The sequence below is a fragment of the Sphingobacterium arenae genome (assembly GCF_014692505.1).
Classification (GTDB): domain Bacteria; phylum Bacteroidota; class Bacteroidia; order Sphingobacteriales; family Sphingobacteriaceae; genus Sphingobacterium; species Sphingobacterium arenae.
The window spans coordinates 458190-475613 of sequence record NZ_JACNYK010000002.1 but is presented as its reverse complement, the minus strand read 5'-3'; the positions used below and the strand labels follow the sequence as shown (position 1 = coordinate 475613).

15 protein-coding genes are annotated in these 17424 nt (G+C 42.2%); 11 read left to right on the top strand and 4 right to left on the bottom strand.

Annotated elements, in window-relative coordinates; genetic code table 11:
- Nucleotides 1–10 precede the first annotated feature (10 nt).
- Nucleotides 11–577, bottom strand: a complete 567-nt coding sequence (locus H8B17_RS08255; protein ID WP_190308722.1) for a YqgE/AlgH family protein — start codon at nt 575–577, stop codon at nt 11–13.
- A 132-nt stretch (nt 578–709) separates the two neighbouring features.
- On the opposite strand from H8B17_RS08255, the gene pdxH reads away from it, so the two are divergent.
- The 5 genes from pdxH to H8B17_RS08230 are packed head-to-tail and all read left to right on the top strand — an operon-like array spanning nt 710 to nt 5964.
- Nucleotides 710–1363 carry a pyridoxamine 5'-phosphate oxidase gene (gene pdxH, locus H8B17_RS08250; RefSeq protein ID WP_190308721.1) on the top strand — a complete coding sequence of 218 codons (654 nt, stop codon included), beginning with the start codon at nt 710–712 and terminating at the stop codon, nt 1361–1363.
- A 3-nt stretch (nt 1364–1366) separates the two neighbouring features.
- Nucleotides 1367–1858, top strand: coding sequence for an NADH-quinone oxidoreductase subunit C (locus H8B17_RS08245; RefSeq protein ID WP_190308720.1), 492 nt, complete (start codon nt 1367–1369; stop codon nt 1856–1858).
- A gap of 6 nt (nt 1859–1864) precedes the next feature.
- Complete coding sequence (locus tag H8B17_RS08240; RefSeq protein WP_190308719.1) at nt 1865–3055, top strand: NADH-quinone oxidoreductase subunit D; 1191 nt, start codon at nt 1865–1867, stop codon at nt 3053–3055.
- 22 nt (nt 3056–3077) lie between these two features.
- On the top strand, nt 3078–4412 hold the full coding sequence (locus H8B17_RS08235; protein ID WP_190308718.1) for a dihydroorotase: 1335 nt from the start codon (nt 3078–3080) through the stop codon (nt 4410–4412).
- A 52-nt stretch (nt 4413–4464) separates the two neighbouring features.
- Nucleotides 4465–5964, top strand: a complete 1500-nt coding sequence (locus tag H8B17_RS08230; protein WP_223816439.1) for a M14 family zinc carboxypeptidase — start codon at nt 4465–4467, stop codon at nt 5962–5964.
- Here the strand turns inward: H8B17_RS08230 and H8B17_RS08225 are convergent.
- Nucleotides 5957–6853: a sugar phosphate isomerase/epimerase family protein gene (locus H8B17_RS08225; protein ID WP_190308717.1), complete on the bottom strand. Its 897-nt coding sequence runs from the start codon at nt 6851–6853 to the stop codon at nt 5957–5959. The two genes, H8B17_RS08230 and H8B17_RS08225, sit on opposite strands and share 8 nt — an antisense overlap.
- A gap of 102 nt (nt 6854–6955) precedes the next feature.
- Nucleotides 6956–8593: an ABC-F family ATP-binding cassette domain-containing protein gene (locus tag H8B17_RS08220; protein ID WP_190308716.1), complete on the bottom strand. Its 1638-nt coding sequence runs from the start codon at nt 8591–8593 to the stop codon at nt 6956–6958.
- Between the two features lie 201 nt (nt 8594–8794).
- Between H8B17_RS08220 and H8B17_RS08215 the strand changes: the two genes are divergently transcribed.
- Nucleotides 8795–10594, top strand: a complete 1800-nt coding sequence (locus H8B17_RS08215) for a DUF4091 domain-containing protein (RefSeq protein ID WP_223816438.1) — start codon at nt 8795–8797, stop codon at nt 10592–10594.
- A 2-nt stretch (nt 10595–10596) separates the two neighbouring features.
- Here the strand turns inward: H8B17_RS08215 and H8B17_RS08210 are convergent, their stop codons facing one another.
- Entirely contained in the window at nt 10597–10806 is a 210-nt protein-coding gene (locus H8B17_RS08210) for a DUF6965 family protein (RefSeq protein ID WP_190308715.1), read from the bottom strand.
- Between the two features lie 190 nt (nt 10807–10996).
- Here H8B17_RS08210 and nagA point away from each other — a divergent pair, with 190 nt between their 5' ends.
- From nagA to H8B17_RS08185, 5 genes are all read left to right on the top strand, one after another.
- The gene (gene nagA, locus H8B17_RS08205) at nt 10997–12202 is read left to right on the top strand and encodes an N-acetylglucosamine-6-phosphate deacetylase (RefSeq protein ID WP_190308714.1); all 1206 of its coding nucleotides are present in this window, start codon (nt 10997–10999) and stop codon (nt 12200–12202) included.
- A 123-nt stretch (nt 12203–12325) separates the two neighbouring features.
- Nucleotides 12326–13324 carry a Gfo/Idh/MocA family protein gene (locus tag H8B17_RS08200; RefSeq protein WP_190308713.1) on the top strand — a complete coding sequence of 333 codons (999 nt, stop codon included), beginning with the start codon at nt 12326–12328 and terminating at the stop codon, nt 13322–13324.
- 6 nt (nt 13325–13330) lie between these two features.
- Nucleotides 13331–14680 (top strand): Gfo/Idh/MocA family oxidoreductase, encoded by a 1350-nt coding sequence (locus H8B17_RS08195; protein ID WP_190308712.1) that lies wholly within the window; start codon nt 13331–13333, stop codon nt 14678–14680.
- A gap of 7 nt (nt 14681–14687) precedes the next feature.
- On the top strand, nt 14688–16007 hold the full coding sequence (locus H8B17_RS08190; protein WP_190308711.1) for a sugar MFS transporter: 1320 nt from the start codon (nt 14688–14690) through the stop codon (nt 16005–16007).
- A gap of 1 nt (nt 16008) precedes the next feature.
- Nucleotides 16009–17397 (top strand): putative oxidoreductase C-terminal domain-containing protein, encoded by a 1389-nt coding sequence (locus H8B17_RS08185; RefSeq protein ID WP_190308710.1) that lies wholly within the window; start codon nt 16009–16011, stop codon nt 17395–17397.
- The last annotated feature ends 27 nt before the right edge of the window (nt 17398–17424 follow it).

The following is a 17424-nucleotide window of genomic DNA, read 5'->3' as shown; positions in this document are numbered from 1 at the left end:
CCAAAAATCCTCAGTTTAAATCTGGGCTTTTGGGGAAATTGGCGACGTGGGCATATTTCGGGCCGAGGCTTATAAGCGCTTGTTTCCATAGATCTTCGCCGTCTTGGAGTAAAAGTAAATCTGTAGGAAATTTATTGTGTACAGCCCAACTGTTTTGGGTTATTTCATCGTCTAATTGACCCGGCGTCCATCCGGCGTACCCCAGTATAAATTTAATTTCGTCGGGCTGAAGAAGATGATCGTTTACCAGAAGCCGTATCTGTTCAAATGCTCCGCCAAAGTAAATACCATCGACCAGCTCGATGCCGCCATCGATCTTTTCGGGAACTTTGTGCAGAAAAAATAAGGCTTCTACGCCTACTGGTCCGCCGATATATAAAGGAAATTGCGCGTTTTCTATATCGGGTATAACATCCGATAAAAGTAGAGAAGAACGATTATTGACGATAACACCCATCGTACCCTCAATGATGTCGTGTTCGCATAGTAAAATAACAGATCTTTCGAAATTGTTGTCAAGCATAAACGGTTCGGAGAGTAGTAAACTTCCTTTTTGAGGTGCGTGCGTATTAAACATAATAAGAACCCTTTCATCTAAAACTTGTTTCAATATAGGTTGTTTTTCCTGAAAAAGCAATTTTTTGACCGTACACCTTATGAATCCCATGGCTTTTGATTAAGTTTGTGTTTGCATCAACATATATTACCCATGTCCATTATCCATAAAGATATTGCAGCTATAAGGGAAGATTATTGTAAATATAAATTGGATGAAAACGAAGTGCTATCCAATCCGATAGAGCAGTTTCAACGCTGGTTTGACGAAGCGCGTCATGCTGAAGTCCTCGAACCAAATGCGATGGTGTTGGCTACTATCGGCGACGACGGTTTCCCTTCTTCGAGGGTGGTTCTTTTAAAAGATATAAAACCTGCGGGCTTTAGCTTTTTTACGAATTATCATAGTAAAAAGGGACAGGCGATGGCAAAGCAAAAGAAAGTTAGTCTTTTGTTGTTTTGGCCCGAACTGCAGAGACAGGTACGCATTGAGGGTTGGGCAGAGAAGTTGCCTTCGGAAGATTCGGATGAGTATTTTGCATCGCGCCCGAGAGGAAGTCGTATTGGAGCGGTTGCTTCTCCGCAGAGTCAAGTCATTTCAGATAGAAAAATGTTGGAAACACGTGTAGATGAGTTGACAGCAGAATATGCTGATAACGTCACTATAGAGCGCCCTGCTTTTTGGGGAGGATACTTGGTCAGCCCGTTGCGGATGGAATTTTGGCAAGGTAGAAGTAACCGTTTGCACGACCGAATCGAATATGTCTTCCGGCAGGGAGACTGGATTATACAACGATTAGCACCGTAGTACATGATAAGCAAAATAAAAGATTTAATCATTACCAATATGGGCGAACAGGCTATTGTTCGTCTGGAAGAAGAGCACTTACAACCTGTCTTGGTTATCCGTGTGGACGATCTAGTGGAAACTGCTTTTTTGCTGCGCGATACGGAGGGATACTATTTTGATTTTCTTTCTAATATTTCTGCTGTAGATTATTTCCCTGAACAACGGTTTGGTGTAGTGTACCACTTGGCATCTATTCCCTACCAAACGCAGTTAACATTAAAAGTAGAAATGGAGAACGACCGCCAACTTGACAATTTGCCGGAGATTCCTTCTGTTTCTACGGTTTGGCGTACTGCTGATTGGCACGAACGAGAGGCGTTTGATCTGATGGGAATATTTTTTACGGGGCATCCGGATTTGAGACGTATTTTGCTGCCTGACGATTGGCAGGGATATCCTTTACGTAAGGATTACGAAGATGCGGATACCTATCATGGAATAGCCATTAAATAGAAGGAGATGACAAGTTATACTGAAGGACTGGAAAATTATAAGAAGAAGCTTGCCGCAATAACACCCCAAGAGATGGTCATTAATATGGGACCTCAACACCCTTCTACACATGGTGTGCTCCGTTTGGAACTTATTACAGATGGAGAGGTTGTTAGAGATATTATTCCGCATCTCGGCTATCTGCATCGCTGTTTTGACAAGCACGCGGAATCAATGAATTATGGAAAGGCTATTCCGTTTACGGACCGATTGGATTATTTATCGTCCATGAACAATAGTCATGCGTTCGTGATGGGGGTGGAACGGATGCTCAAGATAGAAGATAAATTGCCTAAGCGGGTAGAGTATATACGGGTGTTGGTTTGTGAACTTAACCGTATTGCGTCGCACTTAATCGCCATTGGTACTTATGGTATAGATATTGGGGCGTTTACACCTTTTATGTGGTGTTTTCGGGATCGAGAACATATCATGAATATGTTAGAGTGGGCTTCAGGGTCACGTATGCTCTACAATTATATTTGGGTGGGTGGTTTATTTTATGATTTGCCCGTGGGATTTGAAGAGCGCTGTCAGGAATTTGTAGATTATTTTAAACCTAAATTGGTGGAGTTGGATGATTTGTTATCCAATAACCAGATATTTATTTCGCGGACAGCAAATATTGGAGCTCTGCCTGCTGATGTAGCGATTAATTATGGTTGCAGCGGGCCGATGTTACGCGCCTCTGGTATCAAGTGGGATTTGCGTAGGGTGGATGGTTATAGTGTTTACCCGGAACTAGAGTTTGAAATTCCAATTGGAAAAGGAGAGATGGGAACGCTTGGGGATTGTTGGGATCGATATAAGGTTCGGGTTGACGAGGTGACGGAGTCTGTAAAAATAATCGAACAATGTCTGCGTAGGCTTCAGACAGATTTTAAACGGACGCCGGATTTCGACCCCCGCGGATTAGTTCCGAAAAAGGTGAACTTGAAAGCACAGGAATATTACATTCGGGCGGAAAACCCGAAAGGAGAACTCGGATTTCACTTTGTAACGCAAGAGAAAACGGATGTGCCGCGACGGGTGAAAGCGCGAGGTCCTAGCTTTAATAATCTTTCGGTTTTGCCGGAGTTAGGAAGAGGGCAGCTTATAGCAGACTTAATCGCGATACTAGGCTCTATCGATATTGTGCTAGGCGAAGTGGATAGGTAATTTATAACTCATAGATATAAACATGTCAATTCTTATAAAATCCGCACAAATTGTCAACGAAGGAAAGACTTTTTTGGGCGATGTGTATATTCGTAACGGACGGATCGAAATGATCGCGGAGGAAATTAATCATGCTGCTGAACAAACGGTAGATGCGCAAGGTTTACACCTGTTGCCAGGATTGATCGACGACCAGGTACATTTTCGTGAACCAGGACTGACCTATAAAGCGGATATCTGGCATGAAAGTAGGGCTGCGGTTGCGGGAGGAACGACGTCGTTTATGGAAATGCCCAATACTATTCCTAATACGTTAACCCAAAAATTGTTACAGGAAAAATACGATATTGCTGCCGAAAAATCGTTGGCAAATTATTCGTTTTTTATGGGAGCAGCCAACGACAATCTAGACGAGGTTTTAAAAACAAACCCACGTGATGTATGTGGAATCAAGATTTTTATGGGTTCCTCCACCGGTAATATGCTGGTTGATAATGAGGCAACGCTGGAGAAGATTTTTGCGGAAGCACCGACATTGATTGCCGTGCATTGTGAAGACGAAGCAACTGTACAGCGCAATCTTCAAGCCTTTAAGGAAAAATATGGAGAAGATGGTCTCCGGCCATTTATGCATCCGCTGATCCGGACAGCAGAGGCTTGTTATCTTTCTTCTTCTAAAGCGGTAGAACTTGCCAAAAAGCATGATACCCGTCTTCATATATTGCATATTTCGACAGCGGCAGAGACAGCATTGTTTGTTAGTTCTACGCCTTTAAGGGAGAAAAAAATTACCGCCGAAGCTTGTATACATCATCTTTGGTTTTCTGATGCGGATTATGTAGAAAAGGGAAATTTTATTAAATGGAATCCGGCGGTGAAAACAGCCGCCGACAGGGATGGCGTTTTCCAGGCTGTATTAGATGGACATATTGATGTCATTGCCACCGACCACGCCCCTCATACATTCGAAGAAAAATCGAAACCTTATGCGCAGGCGCCATCGGGCGGTCCGTTGGTGCAGCACGCACTCCAAGCGTTGTTGGATCTTGTAAAACAGGGTAAAATTACATTAGAGCAAGTGGTGCAAAAAACGGCTCATAATACGGCTGAGGTGTTTCAGGTGGAAAATAGGGGCTTTATCAGAGAGGGTTATTGGGCAGATTTGGTGTTAGTGGATTTGAATCAACCTTATGAGGTTTCTAAAGGTAACATCCTATCTAAGTGCGGTTGGTCGCCGTTCGAAGGGCATACGTTTTCGTCCACCATAAGGCATACCATCGTATCTGGAAATATGGCCTATACAGATGGCAAGATTATTGAGGTGGGTACGGGACATCGGTTATTGTTTAATCGATAGAAACACATGGAGGCATGTCTCGATGTACAAAGTATAACGTTATTGAAATGTTATGAAAAGAGTGCTATTTCTTCTAGGTATACTCCTATGTCTCCAGTCTTGTAATCAGACCGCGATGACGGATGAATCAAATAGATATGCAGAGGGCATGACGTTGGATACGACTGACTATAACAGTTTACATAAAAAGTATAAAGAAACTGTTTTAACGCATAGGCGTTTTAAGCATCAGGATATTGTAGATTTAGTAGAAGTGCATGATGGGGCAGGGACGTTGCAGGTAGATGAAATAGGAAAATCGGTGGAAAACCGAGAAATATATAAACTACAATATGGCAACGGAGAGAAAAAAGTGATGCTGTGGTCGCAGATGCACGGTGATGAACCTACTGCAACGATGGCCTTGTTTGACATCTTCAATTTCTTGGAAGGCGAGGATGATGGTTTTGATTCTATCCGCGACTGCCTTAAGGATAACTTGACTATTCATTTTATTCCCATGCTTAATCCCGACGGTGCGGAACGTTTTATACGACGAAATGCGCAATACATTGATTTGAATCGCGATGCACGCGCCAATCAGACAGTAGAGGCGAGACTCTTGCGACGAATGGCGGAAGAGATTAAGCCAAATTACGGGTTTAACCTACACGACCAGAGCATATATTATAATGTGCCCGGAACGAAAAATCCGGTAACGATAGCGGTGCTTGCTCCGGCGTATAACACAGAAAGGGACGTGAACGATGTTCGGAAAGGAGCTATGCAGTTGATTGTGGGGATGAATAACCTCTTGCAGCAATACATTCCTGACGCAGTTGCGAAGTATGATGATACGCATTCGCCACGTGGTTTTGGTGACAATTTCCAAGCATGGGGAGCGAGTACGGTGTTAATTGAATCAGGCGGCTTAAAGGGCGATCCTGAAAAACAGGAAATAAGACGGTTTAATTTTGCTATTATCTTAAACGCTTTGTTGGAAATAGCGCAGGATTCGTATAAAAAGTACGATTATAAAGCCTATGATGATATACCTTTCAATGCTTCTCAACTGCATGATGTGATCATCCGTCAGATCGATCTGGGAACGGATAGTATACCGTTAAAGACAGATATTGCTATCCGCCGGGCCGAATTGACTGTGGAACGGGATTATTGTGTACGGGGTTGGATAGAAGATATAGGCGATTTGGAAGGTACGTTTGGTTATGACGAATTGGATGCTGACGGATTGAAATTCGTGCAGGGAAAAGTTTATCCTCAGGTTCTCCGAACGGTTGACGATATGAATAATGATAGGGCCTGGGAGTTGTTGAAAGAGGGCTATATTGCTATCCAGGTCGCATCCAGAGGAAAGGACCGTTTACATACGCTTCCTTTGGTGGTTTCTGCCCATAGTGAATTTATACCTACTCCTTCCATCGTACTGACAGGAACCAGCAATTTCTTTCTAGGAAATGGAACGATGTTAAAATATGCGGTGGTCAACGGCTATCTTATCGATTTAAGTCGACCACCGCAGGAAAATTTTTATAAGAACTGGGTTAATTAGCCGATGCTGATATTAGCTCACGAAAATTACGAATACTCTGAGCAACATCGGTTTGATTATTTTCCCAGTTGTATTCGTATTCTGCAGAAAGCATCCCGTCAAAGTTTTGCCTTTTTAGTTCTTCGATAACTTCATTAATAGGAAGTTTACCTGTTCCCCAATGTACGTCGTGTGCTTTTTTATCGCCGAAAGTGTTTAAATCTTTAAAATGCGAATGTATAATCTTGCCTTCTAATTTTTGTAGACACTCCACGGGATCCAACCCCGAGCGCATCCAGTGACCAACATCGACTGCAGCGCCCATTTTTGAACTTCTTCCTTCCAATGCCGCTAAAATGACCTCGGGTTTCCAATAGGTACTAGGTTCTGGGTGGTTATGAATCGCAGCGTAGATGTCGTATTTGTCGCACAGGGTGGATACAATATCCAGATGTTCCTCTTTAGGTTCACAGTTAATCACCTTCACACCCATGTCTTGGGCAAATGCAAAAATCTGTTCCCATTCGTCCGCATCTTTGCCGTTAACTACACCAAAAGCATGTAATGTAATATTATGGCTGGCTAAGAGTTTCCGTACGAGATCACGTCCTTCTTCCGAGAGCGTATACGTGAACTTTTCCTCATTTCCAGCTCCCACAATTTGTCCTGGAAAAGCTTCAACAAACCGTAAATCAGCGCTGTCGATCTTATCTAATGCTTCAGCAAATGTGAACAATCTAAAGGTGTAGGCTTGTGCGCCTAATTTCCAGTTTAAATGTTCTTCAGGATAACCAAGGGTATCCTGAAGGGTGTCTTCTACCTGTGTGGTTGACGAAGTTGTTCCAGACGAACAAGATAAAAAAGCAATTCCCGCTAACAATATTAGCGAGGACAATGTGTTTAGTCTCATGGTTTCTTTTATAAGTTTAGAAAGCCAAAGTACTAAAAAATAAGGGGAAACGTACATTCCCCCTTATTTTTTATGCTAGATAAAGCGCTGATGATATCGTTCTTATGCTATGTTTTTGCCGTACATCTCTTCGCGTTGTGCTTTTACAACGTCGGAATTGATGTATTCATCATAAGACATTAATTTATCAATTACCCCTTTAGGCGTAAGTTCAATGATGCGGTTCGCTACTGTTTGTGTCAATTCGTGGTCCCGTGATGTGAACAACATCGAACCTTTGAAATCTAACATGCCGTTATTCAACGCCGTGATAGATTCCAAATCAAGGTGGTTTGTCGGCTCATCGAAGAGAAGAAAATTGGCGCCTTGAAGCATCATTTTGGAGAACATGCAGCGCATCTTTTCTCCACCGGATAAGACGGATACTTTTTTCAAGACTTCCTCTCCTGAAAACAACATTTTTCCTAAGAATCCGCGAATAAATTGTTCGTCTGCTTCAGGTTTTGAGGTGTAGTTGCGAAGCCAATCTACGAGATTTTCATTGTGACCTTCAAAGTACTCGGCGTTTTCAATAGGCATATCGGTTGGGGTGATGGTAACGCCCCATTTGAATTCTCCGTCAAAATCTTTATCGCGACCGGATAGTATATCATAAAAAGCTGTGGTTATCAAAGAGTTTTCTGATAATAAGGCGATTTTGTCGCCTTTATTGATCATGAAGGTAACATCTTTAAAATAGGTTTCCCCGCCAACAGTTTTGCTTAAGTTTTCTACATTTAATACCTGGTCGCCTGGTTCACGGTCCATTTGGTTGAACATGATAGCCGGATATTTACGGTTGGAGGGTTTGATATCCTCCACATTGAGCTTATCCAAAGCCTTTTTACGCGAGGTAGCTTGTTTGGATTTGGAAGCATTGGCAGAGAAACGGCGTATAAATTCCTGTAACTCCTTCACTTTATCTTCCATTTTTTTGTTCTGATCCGCACGTTGCTTCAATGCCAATTGGGATGATTCATACCAGAAACTATAATTACCGGTGTAAATATTCATCTTACCAAAATCGATGTCCACAATATGTGTACAAACATGGTCTAAGAAGTGACGGTCGTGTGAAACCACTAAAACAATGGCCTCGTATCCCGCAAGAAAATCTTCTAACCACGCAATGGTATTAATGTCCAAGTCGTTGGTAGGCTCATCGAGAATCAAAATGTCTGGCTTGCCGAACAAAGCCTGCGCCAAAAGAACGCGAACCTTTTCGTTACCGTCAAGCTCCTTTACTAATTTATAATGTAAATTCTCTTGTATGCCTAAATTACTCAGCAAGGTTGCAGCATCACTTTCGGCATTCCATCCATCCATTTCGGCAAAAAGACTTTCTAGCTCACCAGCGCGTTCACCGTCAGCGTCGGTAAAGTCTTCCTTCATGTAAATGGCATCTTTTTCTTTCATCACCTTGTACAGTTCCTGGTTGCCCATCATTACGGTTTCAAGCACTGTAAACTCGTCGAACTCGTAGTGGTTTTGGTTTAAGACCGACATACGTTCTCCTGGTGTAAACGACACGGAACCTGACGTAGGGTCAACATCACCCGAAACGATTTTTAGGAACGTTGATTTACCGGCACCGTTAGCACCGATAATACCATAACAGTTTCCAGGAGTAAATTTCAGGTTTACATCTTCAAATAATATACGTTTCCCAAAACGGAGGGATAAATTAGAGACATTAATCATCCTGCAAAGATACGCTTTTCTTTTGTTCTTTTAGTCATTGGTATTCGTCTCTAATGGTATGGATGAGCATCTCCACGGATCCAAAATCTCGTCGCTGTGGTTCTTAACATTTTTTAAGCAATCGATTGTGTTGCAACAACGCTTGCATGTACTCGGCAATTTCGTTAGGTTTAAATTAATTTATATATGATAAACTTAAGTATGAGGACGTTAAAAACTATTTTATACCATACTATCTTATTGATCATGGTTTCTGCCTGCGCGGAAAATAAACCGGATGAGACGCGTAAAACTCCTTTCGAGTTGGTTGATTTTGAAGAATTGCCTGATCCGACGGCAGATACATTGTCTGACTGGTCTAACGTAAAAAACGGATTACAGACGTCTTTCGTGACGATTGACAAGCGTTTCCCGAAATCGATAGCGCCAGACTTTGCGCTCGAAAAGCAGGAGTCTTTGACAGGATGGCGGGGAGAACGTGTTTCCGCTCAATTGTTGTTGTGGACAAATACGGAAATTGCGGACGTAAAAGTGGCAATAACAGAATTTCGCACCGAGGACGGTGCTGATCTGCCTGCTGATGTTACCTCTGCCCGTTTTGTCCGTTACGTGATGACTGATGAGTTTGCGGATGGATGTGGTCATCGTAAGCCGGAAGATTTTGCCGCTTCGCTTTCTGCCGATATGTTGGATAATTTAACTTCTTTCAATCTGGAAGCTAAGAAAGTACGGCCTGTTTGGATAACGATCCGTATTCCAGAGGACGCGAAACCAGGAAACTATACAGCAAAAGTGCTAGTAGAGGGGCTTGAGTCACCCACACAGGAACTGGGACTTTCTCTGCACGTGATCGATCAACTCTTACCAAAGCCATCAGAATGGACTTACCATTTGGACCAGTGGCAACACCCCTCGGCAGTGGCACGTGTAGAAGGATTAGAAATGTGGTCTGAAGAACATTTTGAGGCGTTAAAACCGCAGATGCAGATGTTGGCAGATATAGGACAAAAGGTAATTACAGCAACACTTAATAAAGATCCATGGAATGTGCAAACATTCGACCCGTATGCGGATATGATTGTCTGGGCAAAGCAAAAAGACGGCTCATGGAAATATGACTACAGTGTGTTTGATAAATGGGTGCAGTTGATGATGGATCTAGGAGTTAACAAGATGATCAATTGTTATTCTATTATTCCGTGGAATAATGAGATCCATTATCGAGATGAGGCGATTGGCGAATTGGTCAATGTGGAAGCGAAACCGGGTACGCCTGTATTTGAGGAGTTATGGACACCATTCTTAAAGGATTTCGTAGCGCATCTCCGAGAAAAAGGGTGGTTGGAAAAAACGAATATTGCCATTGATGAACGAACGAGGGAAGAAGTGGATGGTGCTTTATCGTTATTACAAAAAGTATCTCCAGAATTGGGCGTTTCGTATGCTGATAATCAGAAAACTTATCAACGTTATCCGAATAGCGATGACGTTAGTATTGCAATGGGTCACCCGTTTTCGGAAGAGGATCTTAAAGACCGCCAATCACGGGGATTGAATACGACGTTTTATATCTATTGCGGTAATGCGTTTCCTAATCAATTTACATTTTCAGACCCCGCGGAATCTGTCCTTGTGGCGTGGTTTGCTGAAGCTGCGCATTTTGATGGTATGCTGCGTTGGGCGTTTAACTCGTGGGTAGAAAATCCATTGGTGGACTCTCGGTTCCGTACTTGGCCGGCAGGAGATACCTATATCGTATATCCAAATGCCAGAAGCTCGATTCGTTACGAGCGTTTATTAGAAGGACTTCAAGACTATGCGAAGATTCAGGTTGTAAAACAAGCGCTAGAGGGTAAAGCTGATCAAGTAAATTTGGATCGGTTAGAAAAGAGTATTCAGAAATTGAAAATTACGCAGCGTAACGAGACTTGGAATCAGGATCTCAACGATGCAAAAGCACTCCTGAATGAGCTTTCGCTTCAATTAGTGCAATCAAAATGACGTCATTTATACTGTTTTACGGCTTCCCGGAATTTGATAAGTCGTAAATAAGCCGGACATTTTTCTAAATCTTTTTTCCAAGCTTCTACTTCGAGAAATTGTATCTTTAGGAAGGTGTCCGTATTTACCACGATTTGTTCCTGTGAAATCTCTACCCGTTCGGGGTAGGTTTTCCCTAAAAGTTCTTCCTTCAATTCCGCTATTGTTGTCATAACGGCAAAAATAGGAATCTTTACGTTATTTAAGTGTAGGATTGACAAAACTCTAAACTACGGATTTATACAGGAGCTATCGATAGCTAGGAGGTAATGAAAAAAATGTAACTTTTTTAGGTTAAATTTTGATAAATAGAAAAAATTTGTACCTTCGTGTACGTACACAGGAAATAAAAATAAACCTAAAATGGCGAAACCGACGTTATTTTATAATGCAAAAATAATCTTACAACAGACCATAATAGATGGCGGAGTGTTAGTAGAGAATGGTAAAATCAAGTCTGTAATTCCAGCATATGAGCTTTTATATCTGGATAAATATGACGGATATACGCAGATTGATGTGAATCAGCAATATCTTTCTCCAGGTTTTATTGATATCCATATCCATGGTGGAGGTGGGTATGATTTTATGGATGGGACAGAAAAAGCTTTTATTCAAATAGCAAAAACTCATGCGCGATTTGGCACAACTTCCCTTGTTCCCACTACGCTGACAACGACGACAGACCGATTGGAAGAGACATTACAGAGCTATGAAAGCGTAAAAAAATACGCTAAGGATGGGGCAGACTTATTGGGTATTCATCTAGAGGGACCCTATTTTGCACAAAGCCAGCGAGGAGCACAGGATCCCAGATATATACGGAATCCTGATCCAGATGAATATAAAGCTTTGATAGATAAGTACAAAAGTATCGTTCGATGGAGTGCGGCCCCAGAATTGGAGGGGGCATTGGCATTTGGAGAATACTTGGTCGCGAATGATATCATTGCCGCCATCGCCCATACGGATGCCATTTACGAAGATGTAGAGAAGGCGCATCAGGTGGGATATAATCTGATGACCCATTTTTATTCAGCTATGTCTGGGGTTACGAGGCGGGATGCTTTTCGGTATGCTGGGGTTGTAGAAGCAGGCTATTTAATTGACGATTTTGATGTCGAACTTATTGCGGACGGTGTGCATCTTCCTGATCCATTATTGAAATTGATCTATAAAATAAAAGGACCAGAAAAAATGGTATTGATAACGGATGCCATGCGTGCGGCCGGAACCGACGATACAATATCAATACTCGGGAGCTACGACGATGGTATAGAGGTGCTTGTGGAAGACGGCGTAGCTAAACTTAAAGATAGAACTGCATTTGCGGGAAGTGTGGCCACTACAGATAGATTAGTTAGGACGATGTTAAATTTAGGGGATATCCCTTTGATAGAAGTTATCCGCATGATCACGATGAATCCAGCACGGGTGATGAAGGTCGAGGAAGAGAAGGGATCTATCGATATCGGAAAAGATGCGGATATTGTTATCTTAGACAATAGTTTTCAGGTCCAATATACGATGGTGAAAGGGAAGATTGTATATAGAAGACATACTGAATGACGCCGCGAGAAAGCAACCGCAGAAAAAGAACGAGAGAAAATAAAATGAATCAATTTTTTAAAAATATTTTCGGTTACGTACACAATTTTATATATTTATACAATAACAAGATAAACCGTTGACATGAAAAACCTTACTAGAAGAGACTTCATAGGAGCAAGCTCCTTAGCGATGTTGGGGCTAGCCGCAAATCAAGCTTCCGCTTTTTCCCTATCGACAACCTCTCAAAGCAGAAAGCGCATAGGTATTATTGGATTGGATACCTCTCATTCGGTAGCTTTTACAAAATCTATTAATTCGAATCCCGAACAGTATAGAGGATATAAGGTAGTCGCTGCTTACCCCTATGGTACGAAGACTATTCCATCTGCCACAGATCGTATACCGAAATTTACGGAAGATATCAAAACACATGGGGTCAAGATTACAAAGTCTATTAAAGAGTTGTTGAAGCAGGTAGATTTCGTTTTGCTGGAGACGAACGATGGACGCCTTCATCTGGAACAGGCGGAGGAAGTATTGAAAGCCAACAAAGTACTTTTCATCGATAAGCCATTAGCTGCTTCCTATGCCGATGCACAACGAATTTTCGAGCTTTCCGAACAGTATAAAACGCCGTTCTTTTCGTCGTCGTCTCTCCGATACATAGATGGAATGCAAGATGTTATCGAGGGTAAATACGGTAAAGTGTTGGGTGCGGATGTATATAGCCCAGCGGCGTTAGATCCGAGTCATCCGGACTTTTTTTGGTATGGTATCCACGGCGTGGAAATGCTTTTTGCTGCCATGGGAATAGGATGTAAATCTTTATCTAGAACACATACAGCGGGTTCGGACATTATTGTTGGTGTATGGGAGGACAGTCGTATCGGTGTAGTTCGTGGTACTCGCCAAGGTAAAAATGCATACGGTGGTACGGTTTACTGTGAAAAGGCTACAGTAGCGTTGGGAGCATTTAACGGTTATAACCCGTTATTGGAGAGAATTGTCGAATTTTTTGACACCAAAGTTGTACCCTTTGATAGCAAAGAGACGTTAGAAATTTGTGCATTTATTGAGGCAGCAGATGTCAGTAAGTTTTCTAATGGCCGTTCAATTGACTTAAATCATATTATAAAATAATTTGTTATGAATAATAATTCAAGAAGAGATTTCCTTAAAAAGACATTGATTGCGTCGGCAGCGATTGGTGTAGGAGGTGTATTGCCTGCATTTAGTGCGAAAAGCTATAATAACATTATTGGCTCGAATAATAGGTTACGCATTTCGATGATGGGAGTTAATGCGAGAGGAAATGCGTTAGCGCAAAATTTTGCCGCCCAGCCTAATAGCGAAATCATCCATGTGTGCGATGTGGATAGCCGCGCCATAGATAAGTGTATAAAGGGACTGGCAAAATACCAGCAAACCACTGCAAAGGGGTTTTCGGATTTCAGAAAGTCGCTGGAAAGTAAGGATGTAGACGTGCTAGTCGTTGCTACTCCTGACCATTGGCATGCTCCAGCTGCTCTCTTGGCTTCTCAGGCCGGAAAGCATGTTTATTTAGAAAAGCCATGCGGACACAATCCGAGAGAGGGTGAGTTGCTGATTAATTCGGTAAATAAGCATAAAAACGTTATCCAGATGGGTAACCAGCGGCGGTCCTGGCCAAATGTGGTAAAGGGTATCCAAGAAGTACACAATGGCACAATTGGAAAGGTGTTTTATGCTAAAACATGGTATTCCAATGATCGTCCGTCTATAGGTGTCGGGAAGAAAGTGGCTGTCCCGGAGTGGCTCGATTTTGATCTATGGCAAGGACCTGCTCCGCGAAGAGATTTTCAAGATAACCTCATCCATTATAACTGGCACTGGTTTTGGCATTGGGGTACGGGTGAAGCATTGAATAATGGTACACATATGGTGGATCTAGCACGTTGGGGGCTACAGGTTGATTACCCGACTCGGGTGAGTTCGAACGGTGGGCGCTACGCATATCAAGATGATTGGGAGACCCCGGATACTCAAGTAATCAGTATCGAGTTTGGTCCGGATAAATTAATTACATGGGAAGGTAGAAGTTGTAATAGGACTCCAACGGAAGGATCGAATGTTGGTGTTATGTTTTATGGATCTAATGGTTCTTTGCAGATAGACGGGGCCAACTCCTATAAAATATTTGACGTAAAGGGAAAACTGGTAAAAGAAGTAAAAGACTCAAGACCGATTGATACGACCAGTCTCACAAACCCTTCTCAGCAATTGGACGCGATTCATATACAGAATATGTTTTCGGCTATCAACAACGGAGGAAATCTAAATTCGGATATTGTTAGCGGTCATCAGAGTACGCTTTTGGTACAATTGGGTAATATCGCTTTGCGCTCTGGTAAGCAGCTGGAAATAGACCCATCTAATGGCCATATACTTAATGACAAAAAAATCATGCAGGAGTTTTGGTCAAGGGAATATGCTAAAGGCTGGGAACCTAAAATATAAATAAAGGATGAGCGCAACAACTTTAAAAACAGTGGGAAGCTTAACCAAAAAGGAAACAAATATTTCTATTGGTATTATTGCTCTGTTATTCTTTATTTTCGGTTTTTTGTCGTGGATAAACGCCATTCTGATACCGTATTTTAAAATTGCTTGTGAATTGACACACTTCCAATCTTATTTGGTAGCATTTGCTTTTTACATTGCTTACTTTGTAATGTCTGTACCATCTTCCTATCTTTTAAAAGCTGTTGGTTTCAAGAAAGGTATGATGGTTGGGTTTCTTGCATTGGCGGTTGGTGCATTTATATTTATACCGGCGGCGATGACCCGTACATATGAGTTGTTTCTGATGGGGCTATTTACCATCGGCGTGGGACTGGCTATTCTGCAGACAGCTGCAAACCCTTATATAACGATTTTGGGCCCCAAGGAACGTGCTGCACAACGGATCAGTATTATGGGAATCTGTAATAAATTTGCAGGGATTTTAGCCCCGTTATTGTTTGCCGCCGCGGTACTGCGCCCAACAGATCAAGCTATGTTTGATAGTCTTGCTGAAATGACAGATACAGATCGAAGTGCTGCACTTGATGAATTGATTCGTCGGGTTATTGTCCCGTATGCGGTGGTGGGTTGTGCCATGCTATTAATTGGTCTCGGTGTTCGGTATTCACCACTCCCCGAGATCAATACAGATGAAGAGAGTGAAGAAGTTGCGGAGACGAATAATGGTAAAACTAGTATCTTTCAGTTTCCACACCTCGTCCTGGGGGCGGTAGCTATCTTTATCCATGTGGGTGCACAGGTTATCTCTATCGATACTATTATTAATTATGCGGGATCCATGGGCATTTCTCTTGTGGAGGCTAAAGTATTTCCCTCGTATACATTGGCCATGGCTATTATAGGTTATTTCTTGGGAATAGCTGTTACACCGAGATACATCAGTCAAACGACGCTACTGAGGATTGTTACGGTATTAGGTGCTGTACTTTCTTTGCTTATTGTTTATGCCAAAGGAGAGGTTACGTTTTTGGGACATACTGCAGATATCTCTATTTGGTTCATTACCTTGCTGGGCATATCTAACTCACTAACTTGGGCGGGGATCTGGCCGTTAGCTCTGGATGGACTCGGCAGGTTTACCAAAGTCGGTGCATCATTGATGATCATGGGGCTGTGTGGTAACGCTATCTTACCTATGATTTACGGTTATTTTGCCGATGGGTATGGTTTACGCGAAGCGTATTGGGTATTATTTCCTTGCTATCTATATCTCGTGTATTATGCAGTTTATGGGCATAAAATTAGAAAATGGAGTTTGTAAGATGAGAACATTAAGCTATTTTTCTTTACTAATAATCCTGCTTTGCGGAGTTGGATGTGCCGGTGAAAATCCTTCTAACAAAAAAAAGGAAGAGAAAGCGAAATTGACAGTTATCGACCCGCAGCATTTTCATGCGGCTTTAGTGCAGAAACATATTCATCCTGGTATCGATTCAGTCGTGCATTTATTTGCAGATTCCAGTGCCGCAGTGGAAGGATATAAACAACTGATCACGCAATATAATACGCGGGAGAGTGAGCCGACACAATGGAAGATTATCGATTATTTTGGCGCGGACTTTTTGGAAAAAGCATTTGATCCAACAGCAGGGAATGTTGTCGTGCTGGCTGGGGATAATCAGCGGAAGATAGATTACATCCAAAAGTCTGTTCAGCACGGGCGAGATGTTTTTGCTGACAAGCCCTTGGTCATCGATGCTGCCGGTTATCGTAAACTGAAGGCTTTGATAGAAGGGGATGGAGAGAAAGAGCAGGTATTGGTTTACGATATGATGACAGAACGATACGATGTAAAAAACCAAATTGTCAAATCGCTGCTGAATAACGAAGAGTTTTCGGGTGGATTATTAATGGGGGAGGATGATAAGGTGGCGATTCTATTCCAAAGTGTGCATCACTTTATCAAGGATGTTTCCGGTAAGCCACTTTTACGTCCGGCATTATTTTTTGATACGGAAAAGCAAGGCGAGGGGCTTGTCGATGTCACGACACACTATATCGATTTGGTACAATGGATGTTATCATCAGAAACGGTTATCGACGTCAATCAAGAGGTGAAACTTACTAGTTCACAACGATGGAAAACTAGCCTGTCGAAGGAACAGTTTCAAAAGTCGACTGGATTACCCGTCTTTCCATCTGTATTGCAAAAGCATGTGGTTGACAATGACCGTATCGATGTTTTTAGCAATGGAAGAATGGAGTATACCTTTAAAGGAGTGCCGGTTTCCATTGATGTGAGATGGCACGCGGAGTCGTTGGATGGGAGAGGAGATCAGTTTTATGCACACTTTCTAACTAATCGGTTGAAAATAGAGATTAAACCTGATGAAAAGGGTAAAACAGCTGTTTTTATCACGTCGAAAGAGGATACGGGCGACTTTGCAAGCCAGTTGGGAGATGTTTTGCGAGCAATGGACGGTCTGCCGGGTTTAACGGCAGAAAAAGTATCCGAAGCTTACAAAATTGTCATTCCTGAAAACCTGTACCTTAGCCATGAAGATCATTTCGCAAAGGTATTGGACGGATTCATACAATATCGGAAGGACGGTGTTTTACCTGCATGGGAAAAATCGTTTATACTGGCGAAGTATTATTTGACTACCAAGGCACTAGAGGAAGCTAAAACGATAGAGGAGGAGAGTAATTAAAGTCATCGAGAAGATAACCCATGTGTT

What these genes read in the sequence shown, in the direction of transcription:
- pdxH (WP_190308721.1), top strand. Translation starts at nt 710, where the DNA reads ATGTCCATTATCCATAAAGATATTGCAGCTATAAGGGAAGATTATTGT.
- H8B17_RS08225 (WP_190308717.1), bottom strand. Translation starts at nt 6,853, where the DNA reads ATGAGACTAAACACATTGTCCTCGCTAATATTGTTAGCGGGAATTGCT.
- H8B17_RS08195 (WP_190308712.1), top strand. Translation starts at nt 13,331, where the DNA reads ATGAATAATAATTCAAGAAGAGATTTCCTTAAAAAGACATTGATTGCG.
- H8B17_RS08235 (WP_190308718.1), top strand. Translation starts at nt 3,078, where the DNA reads ATGTCAATTCTTATAAAATCCGCACAAATTGTCAACGAAGGAAAGACT.
- H8B17_RS08220 (WP_190308716.1), bottom strand. Translation starts at nt 8,593, where the DNA reads ATGATTAATGTCTCTAATTTATCCCTCCGTTTTGGGAAACGTATATTA.
- H8B17_RS08255 (WP_190308722.1), bottom strand. Translation starts at nt 577, where the DNA reads ATGTTTAATACGCACGCACCTCAAAAAGGAAGTTTACTACTCTCCGAA.
- H8B17_RS08215 (WP_223816438.1), top strand. Translation starts at nt 8,795, where the DNA reads ATGAGGACGTTAAAAACTATTTTATACCATACTATCTTATTGATCATG.
- H8B17_RS08200 (WP_190308713.1), top strand. Translation starts at nt 12,326, where the DNA reads ATGAAAAACCTTACTAGAAGAGACTTCATAGGAGCAAGCTCCTTAGCG.
- H8B17_RS08240 (WP_190308719.1), top strand. Translation starts at nt 1,865, where the DNA reads ATGACAAGTTATACTGAAGGACTGGAAAATTATAAGAAGAAGCTTGCC.
- nagA (WP_190308714.1), top strand. Translation starts at nt 10,997, where the DNA reads ATGGCGAAACCGACGTTATTTTATAATGCAAAAATAATCTTACAACAG.
- H8B17_RS08190 (WP_190308711.1), top strand. Translation starts at nt 14,688, where the DNA reads ATGAGCGCAACAACTTTAAAAACAGTGGGAAGCTTAACCAAAAAGGAA.
- H8B17_RS08185 (WP_190308710.1), top strand. Translation starts at nt 16,009, where the DNA reads ATGAGAACATTAAGCTATTTTTCTTTACTAATAATCCTGCTTTGCGGA.
- H8B17_RS08230 (WP_223816439.1), top strand. Translation starts at nt 4,465, where the DNA reads ATGAAAAGAGTGCTATTTCTTCTAGGTATACTCCTATGTCTCCAGTCT.
- H8B17_RS08210 (WP_190308715.1), bottom strand. Translation starts at nt 10,806, where the DNA reads ATGACAACAATAGCGGAATTGAAGGAAGAACTTTTAGGGAAAACCTAC.
- H8B17_RS08245 (WP_190308720.1), top strand. Translation starts at nt 1,367, where the DNA reads ATGATAAGCAAAATAAAAGATTTAATCATTACCAATATGGGCGAACAG.